The sequence below is a fragment of the Bacillus basilensis genome (assembly GCF_050630465.1).
In the GTDB taxonomy this organism is placed as follows: domain Bacteria; phylum Bacillota; class Bacilli; order Bacillales; family Bacillaceae_G; genus Bacillus_A; species Bacillus_A basilensis.
Genome location: NZ_JBNTQO010000018.1, coordinates 91,423 through 113,792, shown reverse-complemented (window position 1 = coordinate 113,792; position 22,370 = coordinate 91,423). Strand labels below are relative to the sequence as shown.

19 protein-coding genes and 1 other annotated feature are annotated in these 22,370 nt (G+C 35.0%); of the genes, 12 read left to right on the top strand and 7 right to left on the bottom strand.

Translation table 11 applies throughout. The annotated features are described in order from the left end of the window. Window positions 1–91: 91 nt before the first annotated feature. Together ACQVV1_RS24770 and ACQVV1_RS24765 are read right to left on the bottom strand one after the other, a co-directional pair. Entirely contained in the window at window positions 92–307 is a 216-nt protein-coding gene (locus ACQVV1_RS24770; RefSeq protein ID WP_000974619.1) for a helix-turn-helix domain-containing protein, read from the bottom strand. Between the two features lie 10 nt (window positions 308–317). Then, window positions 318–800: a DUF2975 domain-containing protein gene (locus ACQVV1_RS24765; RefSeq protein ID WP_063225330.1), complete on the bottom strand. Its 483-nt coding sequence runs from the start codon at window positions 798–800 to the stop codon at window positions 318–320. Window positions 801–1,084: 284 nt separating this feature from the next. Between ACQVV1_RS24765 and ACQVV1_RS24760 the strand changes: the two genes are divergently transcribed. The 3 genes from ACQVV1_RS24760 (at window position 1,085) to desA (ending at window position 6,729) form a co-directional block, all read left to right on the top strand. Further along, a complete protein-coding gene (locus ACQVV1_RS24760) occupies window positions 1,085–2,758 on the top strand; it encodes an alkaline phosphatase (RefSeq protein ID WP_309258968.1) in 1,674 nt (557 codons plus the stop codon). 258 nt (window positions 2,759–3,016) lie between these two features. Then, window positions 3,017–5,401 carry an immune inhibitor A domain-containing protein gene (locus ACQVV1_RS24755; RefSeq protein WP_431169661.1) on the top strand — a complete coding sequence of 795 codons (2,385 nt, stop codon included), beginning with the start codon at window positions 3,017–3,019 and terminating at the stop codon, window positions 5,399–5,401. 296 nt (window positions 5,402–5,697) lie between these two features. Continuing rightward, window positions 5,698–6,729, top strand: coding sequence for a Delta(5) desaturase DesA (gene desA, locus ACQVV1_RS24750; protein WP_242252828.1), 1,032 nt, complete (start codon window positions 5,698–5,700; stop codon window positions 6,727–6,729). Between the two features lie 140 nt (window positions 6,730–6,869). Here desA and ACQVV1_RS24745 read toward each other — a convergent pair whose 3' ends face one another. Continuing rightward, on the bottom strand, window positions 6,870–7,217 hold the full coding sequence (locus tag ACQVV1_RS24745; protein WP_063225334.1) for a VOC family protein: 348 nt from the start codon (window positions 7,215–7,217) through the stop codon (window positions 6,870–6,872). A 299-nt stretch (window positions 7,218–7,516) separates the two neighbouring features. Continuing rightward, a complete protein-coding gene (locus ACQVV1_RS24740; RefSeq protein ID WP_063225335.1) occupies window positions 7,517–8,941 on the bottom strand; it encodes an amino acid permease in 1,425 nt (474 codons plus the stop codon). Between the two features lie 267 nt (window positions 8,942–9,208). Here ACQVV1_RS24740 and ACQVV1_RS24735 point away from each other — a divergent pair, with 267 nt between their 5' ends. Together ACQVV1_RS24735 and ACQVV1_RS24730 are read left to right on the top strand one after the other, a co-directional pair. After that, window positions 9,209–9,958, top strand: coding sequence for an IclR family transcriptional regulator (locus ACQVV1_RS24735; protein ID WP_431169659.1), 750 nt, complete (start codon window positions 9,209–9,211; stop codon window positions 9,956–9,958). A gap of 75 nt (window positions 9,959–10,033) precedes the next feature. Next, window positions 10,034–11,674 carry a M20/M25/M40 family metallo-hydrolase gene (locus tag ACQVV1_RS24730; RefSeq protein ID WP_431169658.1) on the top strand — a complete coding sequence of 547 codons (1,641 nt, stop codon included), beginning with the start codon at window positions 10,034–10,036 and terminating at the stop codon, window positions 11,672–11,674. Window positions 11,675–11,878: 204 nt separating this feature from the next. Here ACQVV1_RS24730 and proC read toward each other — a convergent pair whose 3' ends face one another. Further along, entirely contained in the window at window positions 11,879–12,697 is an 819-nt protein-coding gene (gene proC, locus ACQVV1_RS24725) for a pyrroline-5-carboxylate reductase (RefSeq protein WP_431169656.1), read from the bottom strand. Between the two features lie 340 nt (window positions 12,698–13,037). Continuing rightward, window positions 13,038–13,248, top strand: a binding site (T-box leader). A 146-nt stretch (window positions 13,249–13,394) separates the two neighbouring features. Here proC and proB point away from each other — a divergent pair. Continuing rightward, window positions 13,395–14,498 (top strand): glutamate 5-kinase, encoded by a 1,104-nt coding sequence (gene proB / locus ACQVV1_RS24720; protein WP_242252838.1) that lies wholly within the window; start codon window positions 13,395–13,397, stop codon window positions 14,496–14,498. Between the two features lie 30 nt (window positions 14,499–14,528). Beyond that, entirely contained in the window at window positions 14,529–15,776 is a 1,248-nt protein-coding gene (locus ACQVV1_RS24715) for a glutamate-5-semialdehyde dehydrogenase (protein ID WP_309258965.1), read from the top strand. A gap of 48 nt (window positions 15,777–15,824) precedes the next feature. Here the strand turns inward: ACQVV1_RS24715 and ACQVV1_RS24710 are convergent, their stop codons facing one another. Together ACQVV1_RS24710 and ACQVV1_RS24705 are read right to left on the bottom strand one after the other, a co-directional pair. Next, window positions 15,825–17,018 carry a NupC/NupG family nucleoside CNT transporter gene (locus ACQVV1_RS24710; protein ID WP_309258964.1) on the bottom strand — a complete coding sequence of 398 codons (1,194 nt, stop codon included), beginning with the start codon at window positions 17,016–17,018 and terminating at the stop codon, window positions 15,825–15,827. Window positions 17,019–17,231: 213 nt separating this feature from the next. Then, a complete protein-coding gene (locus ACQVV1_RS24705) occupies window positions 17,232–17,723 on the bottom strand; it encodes a DinB family protein (RefSeq protein WP_431169654.1) in 492 nt (163 codons plus the stop codon). Between the two features lie 292 nt (window positions 17,724–18,015). Here ACQVV1_RS24705 and ACQVV1_RS24700 point away from each other — a divergent pair, with 292 nt between their 5' ends. The 5 genes from ACQVV1_RS24700 (at window position 18,016) to ACQVV1_RS24680 (ending at window position 22,223) form a co-directional block, all read left to right on the top strand. Continuing rightward, window positions 18,016–19,059 carry an ArsR/SmtB family transcription factor gene (locus ACQVV1_RS24700; protein ID WP_309258962.1) on the top strand — a complete coding sequence of 348 codons (1,044 nt, stop codon included), beginning with the start codon at window positions 18,016–18,018 and terminating at the stop codon, window positions 19,057–19,059. A 51-nt stretch (window positions 19,060–19,110) separates the two neighbouring features. Further along, the gene (locus ACQVV1_RS24695) at window positions 19,111–20,331 is read left to right on the top strand and encodes an MFS transporter (protein WP_309258961.1); all 1,221 of its coding nucleotides are present in this window, start codon (window positions 19,111–19,113) and stop codon (window positions 20,329–20,331) included. 96 nt (window positions 20,332–20,427) lie between these two features. After that, window positions 20,428–20,754, top strand: a complete 327-nt coding sequence (gene hmoA, locus ACQVV1_RS24690) for a heme-degrading monooxygenase HmoA (protein ID WP_000469503.1) — start codon at window positions 20,428–20,430, stop codon at window positions 20,752–20,754. Between the two features lie 106 nt (window positions 20,755–20,860). After that, window positions 20,861–21,448 carry a hypothetical protein gene (locus ACQVV1_RS24685; RefSeq protein WP_431169653.1) on the top strand — a complete coding sequence of 196 codons (588 nt, stop codon included), beginning with the start codon at window positions 20,861–20,863 and terminating at the stop codon, window positions 21,446–21,448. Window positions 21,449–21,530: 82 nt separating this feature from the next. Beyond that, entirely contained in the window at window positions 21,531–22,223 is a 693-nt protein-coding gene (locus tag ACQVV1_RS24680; RefSeq protein ID WP_431169652.1) for a DNA polymerase subunit beta, read from the top strand. The last annotated feature ends 147 nt before the right edge of the window (window positions 22,224–22,370 follow it).

Sequence of the window (22,370 nt, the reverse complement as noted above, 5' to 3'; positions counted from 1 at the left end):
AGTCCATATAAATATAGAACTCAGGTTGCTTAGTTGCGCTTTTTAAATACTGTCTACTTGACAGGGGTCACTCCAGTATGAAGGACTCTTTTTATTCAGTATCTTCAGGTTGATATTCTAAAATATCCCCAGGTTGGCATTCTAATGCTTTACAAATGGCTTCTAAAGTTGAAAAACGAACTGCTTTTGCTTTTCCGTTTTTCAAAATAGAAAGGTTAGCCATTGTAATTCCAACCTTCTCCGAAAGCTCTGTTACACTCATTTTTCTTTTCGCTAACATTACATCAATATTAATAATAATTGCCATATTATTCACCTCAGACCGTTAAATCATTTTCTGATTTTATATCTATAGCATCTTTTAATAGTCTTTGGAGAACGGCAGCAAAGACCGCGATTACCATTGAAGCAAAAATCATAATCATTCCGATAATAATAATGCCAGGGGCATCATCTCTCTCTGCCACAAGATAGAAAAGTGGCATACCTAATACATATAATACACTAATTGCTAGTGCACTGTACTTAATATTTTTTAAAGCTGTAACAGACAACTCTGAGAATGCGTTGTTTTTGTCAATATAGTTTAAAAGCTTAAATGTTTGATACAGCGCAAAATAATATGGTATTGCTGTTGCGTATAAGTTGATAAATACAAGATATTTAATATATGCAATATCAGGATATAGTTCTGCAGCGAAATTTCCTATTTTAGGGACTAAAAAAATGCACATAGCAAGAACAGGGATACCCATTAGAATCACAGCTGTCTTTAAGAAGAGTGTTGATCCTTGTTTCATAAAAAGCACCTCATTTATTTAATATCTTATTAATTTACCATGAAATTTATTGTTTAACAATAAATTTTTATTTATTTTGATTGGCGATTTGTTGTTAAACAAGTTAATAATGAAAAATCTTCTATATAAGATAGATGAACTATACCGACATTAAATGAATGAGAAAGTTACTACTGTTAGCTTTATAAGAATTGGGAATTAATAAAGCATATATAGGTAGTGAAAAGTAAAGGGAAATCAGAACTTTGTATGTAAATGAATGTGAAACTAATGGAGGCGCAATAATGTCGGAATTGGGTTTAAAGATGAAGAAGTTACTGTTAGTAGGAACAATCACACTAAGTATGTTAGGTACTGAAAGTATGATGAATTATCATACGGTGGAAGCTAAAGAGAAAAAAGCAGAACGACAACCGAAAAATGTAATCATGATGGTTATGGACGGAACGAGTTCTTCAGCAACCACATTAGCTCGCTTGTATAAAGGGAAACCACTTGTATTAGATGAAATTGTAACAGGAGGAGTTCATACATATTCGGCGGAATCAGCTATAACAGACTCAGCCCCGGCAGCAACAGCTTTAGCGACGGGGAATAAATCGAATTCAGGATATGTAGGTGTATTACCTTCTATTATGAGTTTACCTGGCCTAAAACCAATAAAAGAAGAGGATAAGTTACGGCCAGTTGCCAACGTTTTAGAAGGTGCCAAACGTACTGGTCGCGCAACTGGAATTGTTGCTACAGCTGAAATTCAGCATGCTACTCCGGCCGGATTTTCTGCTCATCATGTCAATCGAAAGCGTTTTGACATAATTGCGGAGCAGCAAGTGTATCAAAATATAGATGTCGTATTAGGCGGGGGAAAAGCGGCACTGCTACCTATAAAAAATAGTGGAATCCGAAAAGATGGAGAAGATTTAGTAAAAGTAATTCAAAATAAAGGATATGACTTTGTTGAAACGAAAGAGGCATTATTGAAATCCAAATCTAATAAAATTTGGGGTTCTTTTTCACATAATGCCTTAGCTTTCGATATGGATCGTGAAGAAACAAATCCGGAGCAACCAACACTTTCACAAATGACGGAAAAAGCGATTCAAACGTTATCAAAAGATAAAGATGGCTTCTTTTTATTTATAGAGGGAAGTAAGCCAGACTGGGCAGCTCATGTGAATGATCCAATTGGGATGATTAGTGATGTATTAGCATTTGATGGAGCGGTAGCAAAAGCGTTGCAATTTGCAAAAAATGATGGGAATACACTGCTCATCGCTTTAACTGACCATGGTAACAGCGGTATTTCTATTGGGAATATGAATACGACGAAAGGATATAATACTACGCCGGTCTCTGCATACATTGATCCATTGAAAAAATCGAAAATGACACTTGAGGGGACTATAAATAATTTGAAATCTGATTTATCAAATGTAGCAGATGTAGCTAAATTATACGGTTTGGATAATTTAACTTATGATGAAAAAGAAAGAGTAAAAGTAGCAAAAAAGAAATCGGATGTAGGTCCAATACTTACTACATTATTGGCCAATCGTGCGAACATAGGCTTCACAACAGGAGGCCATACAGGTGAGGATGTGTTTTTATATTCTTACGGTCCTAAAAAGCCATACGGTTTGATTCAAAACACGGACATTGGGAAGACGATGGCGAAAGCAATGGGTTTTAACTTAGAAGAAATAACAAACAAATTATTTGTAGAGAGTGAATCAGCTTTTAAGCGAAAAGGGGCAACAGTAACAATAGATAAAACCGATGCAGTAAATTCCGTGCTCATAGTAAAACGTAATAATGTAACAGCTCAATTATTTATTAACAAAAATATAATTCGTATTAAGAATAAAGATTATGAATTAGGTAGTGTTGTTGTAGAAAGCAATGGCAAGTTCTATGTACCAGAAGAAGCAACCCGTTTATTCATAAAGCATTCTCATTAAAAAATGTCAATTCCTTAGTTAGTACTTAGGAATTGGCTTTTTTTGTGTAGATGAGATTTCACTCGAACAAAAGAGGAAAGAGGAACAAAAATTCTAGAGTGGACTTCCTGTAAATTTACTTATTTTATTTTTTTCAGCCTACAAAAAATATTTCTCAACATTTTAGCGCTTTAAAAAGATTGAATATTCGTATTATAACGAATATTATGTTACTATCGGCAAAAAACGATAATTTGCAACCATCGGGGAGGAAACACATTGAATAAGAATAAGAAGTTAAAACCTGTATTAGTTTTAGCATCAGCAGCAGTGCTAAGTAGTACGTTTGCTTTTGGAAGTCATGCAGCGTATGCTGAGACGCCATCATCTCCACCAATTGATGAGCATTTAATACCAGAGGAGCGTTTGGCAGAAGCGCTGAAGCAACGGGGAGTAATTGATCAATCTGCATCACAAGCTGAGACATCAAAGGCTGTCGAAAAATATGTTGAGAAAAAGAAAGGGGAAAACCCTGGAAAAGAAATCTTGACCGGAGATAATCTTACGCAAGAAGCTTCAGATTTTATGAAAAAAATAAAAGATACAAAAATGAAGGAAAATGAACAGGCGCAGCAGCCCGAATTAGGACCGATAACTGGACAAGGTGTAGGATTGAACCCAGGAAAATTAAATGGAAAAGTACCTACTACACCAGCGAAACAAGCTGAGTACAATGGAGCTGTTCGAAAAGATGAAGTACTTGTTTTACTCGTAGAATTTAGCGATTTTAAGCATAATAATATTGATCAAGAACCAGGTTATATGTATTCTAAAGACTTTAATCGTGAACATTATCAAAAAATGTTATTTGGTGATGAGCCATTTACGTTATTTGATGGATCGAAGATTAATACATTTAAACAGTATTATGAAGAACAATCTGGCGGAAGCTACACAGTTGATGGAACTGTAACGGAATGGCTTACTGTTCCAGGAAAAGCGTCAGATTATGGTGCGGATGCCGGAACTGGTCATGATAACAAAGGTCCCCTAGGCCCGAAGGATTTTGTAAAAGAAGCATTAAAAGCAGCTGTAGCAAAAGGTATCAATTTAGCAGACTATGACCAATTTGATCAATACGATCAAGATGGTGATGGAAATAAAAACGAGCCAGATGGAATTATTGACCACTTAATGGTTGTACATGCTGGCGTGGGCCAAGAGGCTGGCGGCGGTAAATTGAAAGATGATGCAATTTGGTCTCATCGTTCAAAACTAGGATCGAAGCCATATGCGATTGATGGTACAAAATCTTCTGTTTCAAATTGGGGCGGAAAGATGGCTGCATACGATTATACAATTGAGCCTGAAGACGGAGCGGTTGGTGTGTTTGCACATGAGTACGGTCATGATTTAGGCTTACCAGATGAGTATGATACAAAGTACTCAGGGCAAGGTGAACCAGTTGAATCATGGTCCCTTATGAGCGGCGGCAGCTGGGCTGGAAAAATTGCAGGAACAGAGCCAACAAGTTTCTCACCACAAAATAAAGAGTTTTTCCAAAAGAATATGAAGGGGAACTGGGCGAATATCGTTGAGGTAGATTATGATAAACTTCGTACTGGAGTCGGTACTGCAACATATCTAGATCAAAGTGTTACAAAATCTAAACGACCAGGAATCGTTCGTGTTAACTTGCCAGACAAAGATATAAAAAATATCGAATCAGCATTTGGTAAGAAGTTTTATTACAGCACTAAAGGAAATGACATTCATACAACACTTGAGACACCAGTATTTGACTTAACGACTGCAACGGATGCTAAGTTTGATTATAAGACATTTTATGAACTGGAAGCAAAGTATGATTTCCTTGACGTAAATGCGATTACAGAAGATGGAACGAAGACACGTATCGATCGAATGGGCGAAAAAGATGTAAAAGGTGGTATAGATACAACGGATGGTAAGTGGGTTGATAAATCATACGATTTAAGTCAATTCAAAGGAAAGAAAGTAAAACTGCAATTTGAGTATGTAACAGATATTGCAGTAGCTTATAAAGGATTTGCGTTAGACAATGCAGCATTAACTGTAGATGGAAAAGTTGTTTTCTCTGATGATGCAGAAGGCCAGCCAGCAATGGTGTTAAAAGGATTTACTGTGTCTAACGGATTGGAACAGAAAAAACATAACTACTATATCGAGTGGCGTAATTACGCTGGGTCTGATACTGCATTACAATATGCACGTGGTCCAGTATTTAATACAGGAATGGTTGTATGGTATGCGGATCAAAGCTTTACAGATAACTGGGTAGGCGTTCATCCAGGCGAAGGATTCCTTGGAGTAGTAGATTCTCATCCAGATGCAATCGTAGGAACATTAAACGGACAACCTACTGTGAAGAGCAGTACCCGTTATCAAATTGCCGATGCGGCATTCTCATTTGATCAAACGCCAGCATGGAAAGTAAATTCGCCAACTCGCGGTATCTTTGACTATAAAGGATTACCAGGCGTTTCGAAATTTGATGATTCTAAGCAGTATATCAACAGTGTTATTCCAGATGCAGGACGTAAGTTGCCGAAACTAGGATTGAAGTTTGAAGTAGTAGGTCAAGCTGAAGATAAGTCAGCAGGTGCAGTTTGGATCCATCGATAAAATAAAATGAAATGAAGAGGAGCTGCCATAAGCCGGTGAAACTGACTTATGGCAGCTCTTTTCTGCTTGTAAAAAAGTTCGCTGTTTTAATTGTAAAGACTGGAAATTTATTTGATAAATGAAATGCTTCAACTGTCCAATTATAGCGCTATTTTGGGCGTAAGTAATTTGTAAGTATTGAGTAAGAAAAAAGAGATTTTTATAGTATATAATATTTATTACATCTACTTTTAACACCTACTACTAATAGTGTGCTATAATGTGAATTAGCAACAAAAAGGAAAGGAATTAGAAAAATGACATTAGAAAATACTAAAAATTTAAAAAAACAAGTTGCTCCGTATGAAAAATCAACGATTAAAAAAAGTGTGTGGCAACTTATTAACACAGTCGTGCCATTTATTATTTTATGGTACCTCGCTTATAAAAGTTTGTCTGTTTCTTATTGGTTATCATTAGTTCCATCTCTGTTAGCCGCTGGTTTTATGACACGAATTTTCATTATTTTTCATGATTGTACCCATTATTCATTCTTTAAAAGTCGACGTGCAAATAGAATAGTAGGGACATGTATGGGTGTGTTAACGTTATTCCCATTTGATCAATGGGGGCATGAGCATGCGATTCATCACGCTACAAGTGGTAATTTAGATAAGAGAGGTACAGGAGATATTTGGACGCTTACAGTGGATGAATATGTAGCTGCACCATTTAGACTTCGTTTAGCATATCGTTTATATCGCAATCCATTCGTTATGTTTGGATTAGGCCCGATTTATGTTTTCTTGCTTAAAAATAGATTTAACCGAAAAGGTGCTAGACAGAAAGAACGTATGAATACGTATTTGACGAATATTATTATCGTTGCTGTAGTAGCTATACTTTGCTGGGCAATTGGGTGGCAATCGTTTCTGTTAGTACATGGTACTATATTCTTAATAGCGGGTTCAGTAGGGATTTGGCTGTTTTACGTACAGCACACATTTGAGGATTCTTATTTTGAAGAGGATAAAGATTGGGAATATGTGAAAGCGGCAGTGGAAGGAAGTTCATTTTATAAACTTCCAAAAATCTTGCAATTCTTAACTGGTAATATTGGATTCCATCATGTTCACCATTTAAGCCCAAGAGTACCTAACTATAAACTAGAAGAGGCACACAATAATACGCTTCCGTTAAAAAATGTACCAACAATTACTCTTGCTACAAGCTTACAATCACTACGTTTCCGTCTTTGGGATGAGAAAAGTAACAATTTTGTTAGCTTTAAAGATGTCAAAAATATAATTAAAAATAATGTTTCTGTTCGGGTGAAATCGGAACTATAATTTAATCGTATATAAAAGACGCCCCTTTAATCATTTTTGATTAAAGGGGTGTCTTTGTATAAATAATAGTTGTCTGATCCTGACAGGGAATTGCTATTTTACTTACTTTGTTGAATGAAAGCAAAAATGACTATAACCGATTATTTCTCCCAAAGTTCGATTAGTCGGCCTTCAGGATCTTTAATCCAAATAAACTTTCCAAATTCACTCATTTCTTCTTTCTTTTCAAGAGGTACGCCAATTTTCTCAAGATGCTGAATAGTCTCGCTTAGATTATGTACTTCAAAATTTAACATCACTTGCTGTTCTATCGGGAAATAATTGTCATTTTCGGTAAAGAAAGAAAAAATAGTTTCATTTCCTAATTGGGGCTTAATTATTGTCCCATTCCAATTTTCTATTTCAATTTTTAATACTTCGCTATACCATTTTTTTATAACATCCATATTTTTAGTTCTCCAAAATATTCCCCCGAAACCCTTTATCATCGTATATAACTCCTGTCTATTTCAAAATTTTTCAGTAATATATATTCAATATATCAAAACAGTAATAGTAAGGAAAATCATTAACTTATAAAAAGTAAAAAATCATAATTGCTAATATTGTAGCATTTACTGTTGAAACGATACAGATATCATCCTTTGTATAAAGAGTATAGCAACACTGACTCGTCTTCTAAAAAGTATAGGAAAATAAAGGAACGACAAAATAGGTGAAAATGATAAATGATAAAAGACCGCACATGAGGTGAAATCCATGTGCGGTCTTTTATATAAGTAGGGTATTACATAGTCTCGCTAGTTTTAGTTTCACTATGAGTGTTAGTAGAAATTCTTTTCTTAACTTTAAAGTGATAGTAAGTGTAGCAAAAGATGATAAATGGTACAGTGCAATAGATTCCTAGTCTTTGATCTGGGATAAAGATAAGACTTATTAATATAATGCCATACAGTCCAAAACCAAGAATTGGTACAAGAGGATAAAGTGGAGTTTTGAATTTTAAGTCTGCTAATTTTCCACCTTCGGCTAAATAATGTTTACGGAAAAAGAATTGAGAAACACAAATTGACATCCAAACAATGATTGTTATGACTCCAGAAATGGAAATTAACCATAAGTAAACTGTTTCAGCAGCTACAACGCTTGTCAAAAGAGAAAAAGCAGAAATAGCAATTGTCATAATTAAAGCGTTTAGAGGTATTCCTCGTGATGATAATTTCTTTAAAAAGGCTGGGGCCATTTCATTTTTTGATAATGACCAAAGCATGCGAGTTGCTGCGTATAGTCCAGAGTTTGCGACAGAAAGAACAGCAGTAAGAATAACAAAGTTCATAATATCAGCTGCATATGGAATACCGATATTATCAAAAACAGCAACGAATGGGCTCTTTGTTAATCCTGCTTCTTCCCAAGGAATTAAAGCAACGAGAACAAAAATTGCTAAGACGAAGAAAAACATTGTTCGCCATATAATATTTCTAATAGAACGAGGTAAAGTTTTTGCTGGATCTTCACTTTCACCTGCAGCGATTCCGACAAGTTCTGTACCTTGGAAGGAATAATTGACTGTAACCATTGTTAATAGGATAGCTGCAAGTCCATTTGGGAATAAACCACCATGATTTACGAAATTTGATAATAGCGGAGCTGGTTCGTCGCCTTTTAAATCAATAAAACCGAACATAGCAGCGCCACCAAGAATAATAAAAGCAATAATGGCAGATACTTTTATACTTGAAAACCAAAATTCTGTTTCTGCATAACTACGAGCAGATAGTGCGTTAATAGTGAATATTGTAACGCCAAATATTAAACACCAAACCCATACAGGAATATCAGGAAACCAGCGCTGCATTGTAATACCGGCAGTTGTAAATTCAAGACCGGTCGTATTCGCCCAGCTTAACCAATACAACCATCCGATTGTAAACCCAGTTGCAGGATTGATAAACTTAGTGGCATATTCCTGGAAAGAACCAGAAACAGGCATTGCTACAGCAAGCTCACCAAGACATAGCATAACGAGATACATTAATAATCCACCGGCCATAAAGGCAAGTACGGATCCACCAGGCCCAGCTTTACTTATAATAAAGCCAGATCCGTTAAATAACCCCGTTCCAATCACACCACCGAGTGCAATCATGAATAAGTGTCTACTTTTCATCGTACGTTTTAATTCATTGTTTGTATTGTTTACTTGCGCCATTGTTTTCCTCACTTTCGTAGTTGATAGAATAAAGTTTGCTGTTTTTCCGTATTATGGAATGTATTCCGTGATGTGAAATCTTGTTTTAATTTTCAGATAATTAAAAAGAAAAGTCAATATTTTTTTGATTGCGCTTTCAAATTATTATCGGTGGCATATTTTTATTTTTAGAAAATTAAATAAATAGATTGATTTCATTTTGAATTTTTGTTAAATTGATAGGTAATTGAGCGCACTAACATATTACAAGTCAAGTTGAGGTGAGTTATGGTACAGTCCATTGATCGAGCGATAAGTATTATAAAGTTATTAAATTCTACTAATGAAAAAGAGTATTGGGCCATTTCTGATATAGCGGACAGAACACATCTCCCAGTTAGTACAGTGCATAGATTACTTAACTCTCTAATCGAGCATGGGCTAGTTACGCAAATTTCAGAGACGAAACAGTACAAAATTGGACCAATGTGGATGGAAATAGGATTACGACAATTGGAGAAGGTAGACTACAGATCAGTCGCAAGAGAAGTTATGAAGCGATTGGCCTATGAAGTGGAAGAAAGTGTTTATTTGAACATTCCAAATGGAACACATTCTATTATCATTGAAAGAATTGATAGCCCTTTAAAAATTCGAGTTATTGATAACTTAGGGGAACAAATTCCTCTTTCTATTGGCGCAGCAAACAAAACGATGCTTGCCAATATGAAACAGAATGAAATGGAATATATTGTAGAACAGCTACTTTCTTCTGTACCAGAACAAAAGCAAAGTCTTTTTAATCAAATCGAGCAGATAAGAAATGAAGGATATGCGGTCAGTTATGGTGAAAAAACAGAAGGGACAGCTTCAGTAGCTGCACCTATTATCGGATTTAATCATAAAGTAGTAGGAGCATTAAGTGTTGGGTTAATTAGTCATCGCATTAATGATGATCGACTATCTTTTCTTATTAGTAAGGTAAAACAAGCAGCTCATGAAATATCAATAAAAATCGGCAGTACATCAGAACTATAATTTTGATAACTGCCGTCATTTTTTATTCATATACTGGAATTCATTTTCATAATGCGGAAAAATAGGGGGATTTATATGTCAAAGTGGCAATCAAAAGAACAATTGATTCAATTATTAAGCGGTCTTGTTGAAATTCCTAGTATTACAGGTACAGAAGCTGAAGTGATATTGCCAGACTTTGTTGTGGAACAATTATCTGATTTACAGTATTTTAAAGAAAACACGCATCATTTGCAAAAAAATCCGACGGGGGACGGACGATATTTTGTTACAGCACTAGTAAAGAAAAGCGATAGTACGAAAAATACTGTAGTTCTAGTAAGTCACTTTGATGTTGTAGATGTACAAGATTACGGGGTGTGGAAAGAAGATGCATTTAATCCTAAAAAGTTAACATCTATGTTTTATGCTCATAAAGATGAACTTCCAGAACATGTACGTGAAGATATAGAACATGGAGATTGGCTGTTTGGTAGAGGAACAATGGACATGAAATGTGGTCTAGCTTTACAAATGGCGATGATTGAGCAAGCTTGTGAAGGAAGATTTGATGGGAATGTTCTTTTACTAGCTGTTCCAGATGAAGAAGTGAACTCGGTAGGGATGAGAGCTGCTGTTCCGAGATTGTTAGATTTAGCAAGAGAATATGACTTGGATTATAAAACGGTACTAAATTCAGAGCCTATGTTTTCAAGGCATCCTGGTGACCAAAAGAAATATATTTATACTGGTTCTATTGGTAAGGTGTTACCTGGTTTTCTTTGCTACGGAAAAGAGACACATGTAGGTGAACCTTTTGCAGGCTTAAATGGGAGTTATATGGCTTCATTAATAACAGCAGAATTAGAGTTGAATACAGACCTTTGTGATATTGTAGAAGGGGAAGCGAGTCCTCCGCCAACTAACTTACTTCAGAGGGATTTAAAGGAAGATTATTCTGTACAAATTCCGCATCGTGCAGTCACATTATTTAATTTGTTTTTATTAGAAAAATCAATGACAGATGTCGTTTCATTGCTGCGTCAAAAAGTAACGAAAGTAGCTGAGAAAATAGAAGAATCGTATGAAAAACATGCATATCGTTTTTCTAAATATAATCCGTTTATACCACCTAACCTCAAAGTAAATGTATTAACGTATGAAGAGCTTATCGCTTATGCAATTGAACAACATGGACAAAAGAAAATAGATGAAATTCAATCTAGCATTATTAAAAATAGAGAAGATAAAGATGATCGTGCGGTAACGATTGATTTAGTAGATAAACTAGCTATTTTATGTAAAGAAAAGGCGCCGATGATTGTACTTTTCTTTGCTCCGCCATATTATCCAGCTGTAAGTTCACGCAATAACCAGTTAATTAAAGAAGTAGTTGGAGAAATGGAAAAGTATGCACACTTCAATCATAATATTACATTTGAAAACCAAAACTATTTTGGAGGAATTTCAGATTTGAGCTATGTGGGCTTACAGAACCCATTAGATTCAATGAGTTCACTTGTAGACAATATGCCATTATGGGATAAAGGTTACTCCATTCCACTTCAGGAACTAGAAGAGTTTGACGTTCCAGTATTAAATATGGGACCGGTAGGAAAAGATGCACATCAATGGACAGAACGTCTAGATGTAAATTACGCATTTGAAACGCTATTAGACATGTTACCATTATGCATTGAAAAACTACTTATTTCTAATAAAATTGCACAATCATAGTAGGGAATAGGGAAGGGATAAAACTAGAAAATCAAAAGAAAATTTGAATGAAATTTTTTTAAAATAATTAAAAGTAAAACGGACAAACTCAAGTATCTTTGAGTTTGTCCGTTTATCATTTAGTGAAAATGGGGTAGTATGTAGTCCACTATTTTCTAATTAAATTCATGTGAATTTATAGCTAACGTGATCTCTTTTATAATATTATTTTTTAGTTTGACCAGATAGTTCAACAGACTTTTGTGTACAACGTTGCATAGCTGAAATGATGGCTGTTCGTAAGCCTTTTTCCTCTAAAGTTGCTACAGCTTCTATCGTTGTTCCGCCAGGAGAACAAACCATGTCTTTTAATTCACCTGGATGTATTCCTGTTTCTAGTACCATTTTTGCAGAGCCTAACACAGCTTGAGCAGCGAATTTATATGCTTGATTTCTTGGCATACCATCTAGTACAGCAGCATCTGCCATCGCTTCTATAATCATATATACGTATGCTGGTGAAGAACCACTTACAGATGTTACAACATCCATTAATTTTTCACTTACAATCTCTGATTGACCAAAACTATTGAAAATGTTTAGCACATCTTCTAAATCTTTTTCTGTCACCATTTCATTAGGACATAATGCAGACATTCCTTCTCCAACAAGAGCAGGGGTATTAGGCATTACTCGTACAACTTTTAACTTCTTATCAAAAGAATCCTCTGTACTTTTGATGCTTTTTCCAGCAGCGATCGTTACGATAATAACATCGTTTTTGATCCCTTCTTTAATTTCATTAATTACTGATGGGTATAAGTCTGGTTTAATTGATAAAATTAAAATATCAGCATTTTTAGCGACTTCATTGTTGTCAGTAGTTATAGTTAGTCCGTACTTTTCACTAGCATTTTCTAAATTCGTCGTGTTTAAATCTGAACAAATGATATTATTTGAAGACACTATATTTTTATTTAGCATCCCGCCAACTATGGCCATACCCATATTTCCGCATCCGATAAATCCAATTTGTTTATCCATAATAACTCAATCTTGCTCCTTTTATAATAAATTATATCAATTTGAAATTGTTATCTTAAAATAACAATAACATCTCCATGCAATATAAAGAAACATTCTAAGAGAATATATTCCTTTTTGCAATACCAAAAGATAAAAATCAATTATATTCGACATTCTGTAAATATATACACTATAATTTAAGGTTTTATGTTTATGAATATGAGTTGCAGTTATATCAATTTGTATTTTTATTAATTTGGACAATAATTTCATACAAGTAACTCGTCGCTCTATTTATTTTATAAAATACCACTTGACACCAAATCGAACTATATCGCATAATATAAAAAAATTAGATTGAAAATCGTTGAAGGGAAATAGTACATATGTCTTCTTGCGAAAGAGAGTGGAATTCACCGGCTGAAAGATTCCTCGTATAGAATGTATCGAACCTATCCCTGAGTCTTAAATGAAAGTTTAGGCGTCCGCCTGCGTTATAGGCACCAAGTGGATATCTATGTATATCAATTAAGGTGGTACCGCGGAACAATGACCGTTTCGTCCTTTTTATTTTATTAAGGGCGAAGCGGTCATTTTTATTTTGCTCTTAAAATAGGCTAGGTGCAGCACTGATGAGTATAGAAATCGTTGCAAGCTGAATGAATAGAAGTGTAATGTATAAAAAACTTTGATTTTAGACTTGGGGGATATAAAAGTGAAAAAACAACGAATTGTTGTAAAGATTGGGAGCAGTTCTTTGGCAGATAGTCACGGAGGCATTTCTAAAGAACAACTTTCAGATCATGTTTCTGCATTGGCGCGATTGAAAGAGGAAGGGCATGAAGTTTTGTTAATTACATCTGGGGCCGTTGCTGCAGGTTTTTCTTCCCTAGGGTATCCTAGCAGACCTGTAACAATTAAAGGAAAACAGGCAGCTGCTGCTGTCGGACAAAGTTTGTTAATGCAGGCGTACACAGAGGAATTCCGTAAATATGGTATCGTTACTGCGCAACTATTGCTGACGAGAAGTGATTTTTCTAGAAAAGAACAATATAGTAACGCTTACGCTACTTTAGGAGAGTTACTAAACCGTTCTGCTCTTCCAATCATTAATGAAAATGATTCTATCTCTTTAGAGGAGCTAACGTTTGGTGATAATGATATGCTGTCAGCTTTAGTAAGCGGACTTGTTTCGGCTGATATGCTTATGATTTTTACGGATGTGAACGGTTTATATGACAAAAATCCTCAGAAAAATACGGATGCAAAAAAATATTATTTCCTTCCTGAAGTTACAAAAGAAATCGCTTCTCTTGCTGGGGATGCGGGCTCAAAACTTGGGACTGGCGGTATGAAATCAAAAATCGATGCTGCAAAGACAGCGCTCTCTCTTGGTGTGAGTGTATTTATCGGAACAGGACGTGGACAAGAGAAATTTATAGATGTTTTGAAGGGTAAAGGTGATGGAACGTATGTCGGAAATGCCCCTCAAAAAGAAATGAAGATGAATAAGCAATGGATCGCTTTGCATTCGCTTGTTAGTGGACAAATTGAAGTAGACGCCGGAGCAGCTACAGCTATCATTCAGCATGGTAAGAGTCTTCTGCCGGCAGGTGTTACGAATGTGTCAGGCTTTTTCCGAGTAGGTGAAGTCGTGGAAGTAATTACGCAACAAGGGCGCGTGATTGGAAAAGGACAATGCACATATAGCGCAGAGGAACTAAGCGATGTAAAAGGTATGCAAAGCCAAGATATTCAAGCAAAAGGCGAAAGGCATAGTTATGAAGTCATCCATAGGGATTATTGGGTTTCATTTTAAGAATAGGGATCAAAAAAGGAGGAAATAAAAATGAATGAAGTGTTGGCAAAGGGAATGAAGGCGAAAGAAGTCGCTAGAGAACTTGTGCTTAAATCTACAGAGCAAAAAAACGAAGCACTTGCTGCAATTGCAAATCAATTAATAAGTGAAACAGCTTATATTTTAGAGGAAAACAAACGGGATATAGAAGAAGGTAAGGCAAAAGGATTTTCTGATTCACTCCTTGATCGTCTTATGCTAACTGAAAATCGTATTATTGATATGACAGAGGGGATTAAGCAGCTCATTGAATTACGTGATCCTGTTGGAGAATGTATAAGTGCATGGGAAAGGCCAAATGGATTATCTATTCAGGAGATGCGCGTACCACTTGGTGTTGTCGGGATGATTTACGAGGCAAGGCCAAATGTGACGGTGGATGCTGCTACAATTTGTTTGAAAACTGGAAACGCAGTCATATTACGTGGTAGTTCTTCTGCTATTCATTCTAATAAAGCGATCGTTGCCGTTATTCATAGGGCGCTCAAACAAACAAGCTTACCTCAAGAAAGCGTACAGCTTATAGAAGATACAATGCGAGATAGCGCAAAGCAGTTGTTTACAATGAATGATTATCTAGACGTTCTTATTCCAAGAGGTGGCAAACAATTAATCGATACTGTTGTGAGAGAAGCGTCTGTTCCAGTACTTGAAACAGGGGCGGGAAATTGTCATATTTTCATTGATGAAACAGCGAATATGCAAATGGCAATTGATATTATTATAAATGCAAAAACGCAGAGACCATCTGTATGTAATGCGATTGAAACGATTGTACTTCATGAGAAGTGGGCACAGCAATATGGTAGCGAGTTGTTTTCTTCTTTGAAGGAAAGAGGCGTGGAGCTACGTGGTGATCAAAAAGCATTGGCAATGGATTCTTCAATTGTACTTGCTTCAGAAGAAGACTGGGGGACAGAATTTTTATCTCTCACGCTGGCAGTGAAAGTAGTTTCTTCTATAGAAGAAGCGATTCATCACATAAATACGTATGGATCTATGCATTCTGAAGCGATTATTTCAGAAAACGAGGAAAACGTCAGCAAATTTTTCACAGCTGTTGATGCTGCAGCGCTGTATCATAATGCATCAACTCGTTTTACTGATGGATCTGAATTCGGATTTGGAGCAGAAATTGGCATCAGTACACAAAAGCTACACGTAAGAGGACCAATGGGGCTTCCAGCATTAACTTCCGCAAAATATGTGATTCGTGGAAATGGACAAATTCGAAAATAAAAATAAAAGACACTCAATTAGGTTGGGTGTCTTTTATTTTAAAATTATTTACCATACAAATAGCCCAACAAGCATAGCGCTTAATAAGGAAACAGCCATTCCGCTCACAAGAAGCTTCCAAACATTTTTCCCGATGACTGATGATTTTTCGCCGCCAAATAATGAATTGTAAGTTCCATAAATCATACCTACTGTACTAAAGTTAGCAAAAGAAGCTAAAAATGTTGTTGCAACCGCAACCGTATGCGGTTGTAAAGACTTTAAGTTTGATTTTAAATCCATCATTGCAACAAATTCATTCGTCGTTATTTTGATCCCCATTAGTTCAGCTACATACATAGCATCACTGCCAGATAAACCGAGTAAAAAAGCGAAAGGACTAAAGATAATGGAGAAGATTTTTTGAATTGTTAAACCTGTTACAAAAAATCCTAAAATCCCATTTAAACATGCTGTTAAAGCTACATATCCAATTACCATAGCTAAAATAACGATAACCATATTCATCCCGACTAACATACTGTTTGAAATAGTAGAAAAGAAATCCTTTTTTTCATGTTTTGAAGGTGTATATACAACATCATCTTCTTTCGTCACTTCGACAGGATTTAAAACATTGGCTAAAATTAATGCATTAATACAGTTTAAAGGAATGGCACTGAAAATATATGTTGCCGGCACCATAGATAAATAAGCACCGAGAATGGATCCGCTGACGCTACTCATACTCATAATTCCAAAAGTCAACAAACGATTTTCTTTTAACACAGATAATTGATCACGAACAACCGCAAGTGCTTCCGTATTTCCTAAAAACATCATTTGAATGGAAAAGAAGCTTTCTAGCTTTGGTAAACGAGAAATCTTTGAAATAATTGCACCTACTTTATCAATAATCCAAGTTAAGATTCCGAAATAAGATAGAATATCGAAAAAAGTAATAACAAAGATGATAGGAAGTAATGCACTAAAGAAGAAATCAATGTGTGGACTGTCCATAGCTGAAGGAAATGCAAATCGAATACCTTCATTCGCACATGATAGTAGCCAACTGAAAAATGACGCAATTTTATTAATGATAATACTGCCGAGCTTCGTGCCTAACATAAACCACGTAATAAAAAGCTCCAATATGATGAGAATAACGATTGGTCTCCATTTTATTTGTTTTTTATTAGGCGAACATAGAAAAACGATTAATATGACAACGAAAATCCCTAACATATTTAATATAAAATGCATGTCAACAACTCCTTGAGGCTTATTATTTGTATATAAAAAAGCCTCTATTCTTCCAAATTTGGATTATGATCAGAAGTTATGAAGAATGTAAATTATGTTTGGGATCCATGTATTTTAATTTGCTTTATTTTGAGCAATCGCAGTAATTACAAAACAATTAGCTATTTTCAATTGTTTTGTTGCATGTTAAGCGTAAGCAAATTTAAACATCGCTTATAAATAAGAACGATGAGTTGGCCATGAACCTTGGAGTTTCCGAAGCTGTATAATTTGTCCTGTATGATAAGCATCGTGTAAAAGAATATTCATATATTGTTGCCAAATTGGTAGAGAAGGCTTTGGTTGATCTAGTTCTGCTTCTTGAAAGGATGTTAATGAAGATTGTAAGGCATCATGTACTTGAAGCGTTCGTTTCACTGTTTGCTGCCAAGCGTCATCATCATTAGATCCACCTTGGATAAACGTCTCATCATTATTTTGTGGAGCAACAAATGTGTCATCTTCATGTAAGCGGAAAAGTAGGCGCTCTTTAAAGATTAATAAATGGTTCACATTTTCCCAAATCGTATTACTGGCAGCACCTTCTGGTTGCCAACATGCTTGTTCAGCGGTAAGATTCTTTAAAGCTTCTGATATTGGTGGGTACCATTCTTCTTCGTAAAAAACTTGTTGGACTCCATTTTGCAACATTTCTTTTCTTCCCATTCGTATAGCCTCCTGTTCATTTTTCTTAATAAAATCAATTCTCTTTTCTCTTCAATAAACCTTCTCTATAGCTGAACAAGAGAAGGAAATGCCACGTATAACAGAGCCATTAAAAAACTTTATTTTTAATAATCAAGGTTTTAATTGAGTCAGAATGAAAAAGAGTATAAACCTTTTTCTATTTGCTCATTGATTAAAGTATTTTTTAAAGTTGCAATATAATTCTAAAAATATAGAAGGATAAATTCGATAAAAATAGAATTTAATATATAACAAACAAGGAGGGGATGGAATGGAAGTCTTTCACGTAACGAGTAGAAAGAGGGAGACATACAACGTTCAAATGAGATATTCGATATTTTTCGAATGCGCGCTTGGCATTGCAGCGATTACTCATAAAAGGTTAATTGATACACTTGAAAAGTCTCAAAGTGAATGGGAAGAGATTAAACAATCATTAACAAAAGAGATGAGAGAGCAATTACAGTTTGTAGAAGAACATAATACGTGGAAAGCGTTGCTTCAGTTGTTGTATGAAGAGGATTTTCGGGATTTATCGCAATTTCATGCTAAAATCGATTCGCTTTCAGAAGAAGATTTCAAGTATATATGTTTACCGTTTTTAGGAGAGAAGTACCAAGAAAAAAGAACTTTAGCGGCAAGTGGAAACGTAACCGCAATACATGAACTAATGAAACTAACACAAGAACATCAGTTTTTCTCTACATATATTCGTTTTATATGTGATGTTGATGTACGAATGCTGAAAGCCCATTTAATCGCTGTTATGACAGGTTGGTATGAGAGCGTTATTAAGAAAGAGGAAGAAGAAATACTTGCTATATTCAAACGCGACTATGAAGCAAAGAATGAAATGAATAAAAAAATGAAACCGGAAGAGTTTGTCGAGTGGGCCACTGGTGGAGTGAACTATATGTCAGAGCCAAGTGTTCATCACGTACTTCTTATTCCACAAGTGACGTATAGACCGTGGAATATTGAAGCAGATATTGAAGATACGAAAGTGCTTCATTATCCAGTTGCGAATGAAAGCATTCATCCTGAAGATCCGTTTGAACCAAATTATTTTTTAGTTCAAAAGCATAAAGCACTTGGGGATGAAGCAAGATTACGCATTGTAAAAATGTTGTTTGAAAAAGAACGTACATTGCAGGAAATTACAGAAAGATTGCAACTTGGTAAATCGACAGTACATCATCATTTGAAACTTTTACGTGCAGCGAAGTTAGTGGATATACATGACGGGAAATATGTATTAAGAAAGAAAGCAGTACAGTCGTTAGCGAAAGAATTAGATGCGTTTTTAAATAGATAATATGCAACAAGAATGTACATAAAGGGAGGAATTTAAGAGAAAAGTTGGTGTATGAAATTGAAAAATGTATTGAGAAATCGTTCGTTCTTTTTTATGTGGATTGGTAGTGCAATCTCAGAATTAGGAGGGGGTTTCGGAACGTTATGTAATTCAATTCTAGTATATGAGTTAACAGAATCGGAAATGGCTTTAAGTAGTATGTGGCTATTATATTTCATCCCATCACTCATACTGCAATTATTAAGTGGCCCATTTATTGATAAATGGAGTCGGAAGTGGATTATGATTTTTTCACAATGGATACGAGCGTCCGTATTCTTATTACCTTTGGTGATGCTAGTTTCAGGTAGTATAGAAGTTTGGCACATTTATGTTGTTCAAATTGTAGTGGGACTTATTACACCGCTTTATACACCTGCAAGTCAAGCAATTACACCGAGCATTGTAAGGAAAGAACAACTTCAAGATGCAAATGCGTACATTGATGGAATGACTCGCCTTATGATGTTTCTTGCGCCGGTATTAGGCGGAGTAGTCATTCATTTAATTGGAACAGAACTTACATTAGCTTTCGTATGCATGTGTCTATTTGTTAGTGGCATTTTCTTACTTTATATAAAAGAAAATAGAACGTCGCAACCCATTCGGAAAACGTGGCTAGAACAATTTCTTCACGGTTTTACATATTTTTTCACAAAACCAATTATCGTTTGGCTCTGTATATTTTTGACTTTCGTGCAATTTGGAGTAGGGGTAACGATGGTTACAAATCTTCCCTATATAAAAGTCGAGTTGTCCGCTGGATACGCGGAGTTTGGTTATTTTATGGCCGGATTCCCACTTGGCTATGTAGTTGGATCCATACTAGTTGGTAAAGTAATATATAAAAGCCGGCGTGTACTTATGCTTGGAGGATTGTTTATAGGGGGACTCACATACATTTCTTTAGGGTTTAATCATAGTATTGTTATAGCGATAATAATTGAAGTAATAGCAGGTGTTTGTATTGCATTTTTCAATGTTCATAACACAACGATATGCCAACAATCAGTCCCGAACAATATGATCGGACAAGTATTTTCAGTGCGATTATTTTTCATACGATCCGCTATGCCGTTAGGTGTGTTATTAGGAGGAATATTGAGTGAGGTGTGGGGAGTTAGAGCACTATACTTTATTATCGGTTCAATAATATGTGTTACTTCTTTAATAGGAATATTACTTCCGTATTTCAAATTTTTAGATGAGGCAATTGAAGAGAAATCAGCATGATTCAAAAAATTTAAACTTTATAATTGAAAATAATTATCATAATCAACTATAATAGAAGAATACTAGTATTCGTATTACAAAGAGGGAGTGGATTATATGTTTATTGAAACGAAAACATTTACAGTAAAAGAAGGTACATCAAATATAGTTGTAGAACGTTTCACTGGAGAAGGAATTATTGAAAAATTTGAAGGCTTCATCGATTTAAGTGTTCTCGTGAAAAAAGTAAGACGCGGCGACGAAGAAGTAGTCGTTATGATTCGCTGGGAATCTGAAGAGGCTTGGAAAAACTGGGAAACTAGTGAAGAACACTTAGCTGGACATAGAGCAAGCCGTGGTAAACCAAAACCAGATCATATTATTAATGTGGATCATGCGGTTTATTATGTGAAATCATCGAAAGCGGCTTATCAGCAGTCGTAATATATATGTAAAGGTAGAGGATATTTGTTTATTAATAAACAAATATCCTCTTTTTTGATTTATAGTAAAATATGGATGTGATATATGTTTATTTGTTTAGTTATAAATGGAGGTAAATGAAGTGAAAAGAATATTAATAATGGCAGCTTTAGTAACGACATTATTATCAGCGTGTAGTAATAATAATGTGAAAGAAGAAGTATCTAAGAATGAGGAAGAAAAACGTGAAAGCAGTGCAAAAATAGTAGAGCAGAAGGAGTATATCATTATTGATAAGAAACATAATGATATATTTCTAAAAGATGCTAGCTCAAATAAAGAAGACAGTGTGAAAGTAAGTTTAAATGATTTAAACTCAACAAAATGGAAGGCGCCTAAAAGAAACGGTATCCTAGATATAGGTGATCATATCTCTTTGAAAAAAGAAGAGGGTAAATATACACCTACAGTAGTAAAAGATCTTGTTGGTGAAATAAAATATGATGGTACAATTAAATATAAAATTTTAGAAGCAACTAGTAAATCGGTAAAGTGGTTTCCGCTAAATAAAGAGAACAATGGAGGATATGTTCCGCCAGAGATGGTAAAAGTAGTGAACGCTTCGAAAATAAAAGCGGGAGATATTGTAACGATTCAAGATAAAACAAAAAGCAGTGAAGACGCAATTGTATATGAACTGACAATTGTTGAATAAGTATGTAGAAGATTAAAGGGATAAGAGAAGTAATATATATAGGTAACGGATAACTCTATAATAATGTGTTTGGAGGTTAAAAATGTTAGAAGCACAAATATTTATTAAACATGAACAACATAAAAAATTAGTGAAAACAATAGTAGCTGAAATCTTATCTATAGATAAGATAACTGGATGTATGCTCATCGGATTTGTCGCAAGAGGTGACGCATATCCTGATTCGGATTTAGATTTCTATATTCTTTTAGAAGACGGACAAAAGAAGAAATTTCATTCTGAAACGAGAGAAGATATTTTAGTTGAATATAAGAGTGCGGATTTTAATCTAATACAAGTAAACTTTAAAAACAATCCGATGGAACTATACTCATTTTTAGAAGGGGAAATTTTGTTTGATAAAAGCGGTGAGTTGAAAAAGTTAAAGGAAATAGCTACATATGAATTTGAAAACTATCGTGTTTCTAACGACAAAGTGAAAGGCATTTCTCATTGGTTGCATAGTTCATTAATTAAAATTCAATCTGCTTTGAAAGCAAATGATGAGTTAAAGGCTTCATACATAGTTCATACGTCAACTTGGACATTGTTAGAAGGGATATGGGCTGTTAATAATAAGCCAGTACCTCCAGCTGAGTCTGTTTTAAGGTATATTCAAACGTTGCCGAATAAGCCAATTCATTTAGATGAGTTACTTAATAAAATATTTTTAGGTGATACGAAGGACCGTATTAAAGCAGCAATTGAGTTAATTGAGTGGGTGCTTCATAAATAATGCTGTCTAATATTGTCGGTAAATCGATATCCTGTGTCGAATCGTCGATATATTTAGAAAACCATTGATATAATTCAAGTTACGATTGATATTAAAATGAAGTTTGATAACAAGGTCTATTTTGCAGAGGAATTACTTATGCATAAA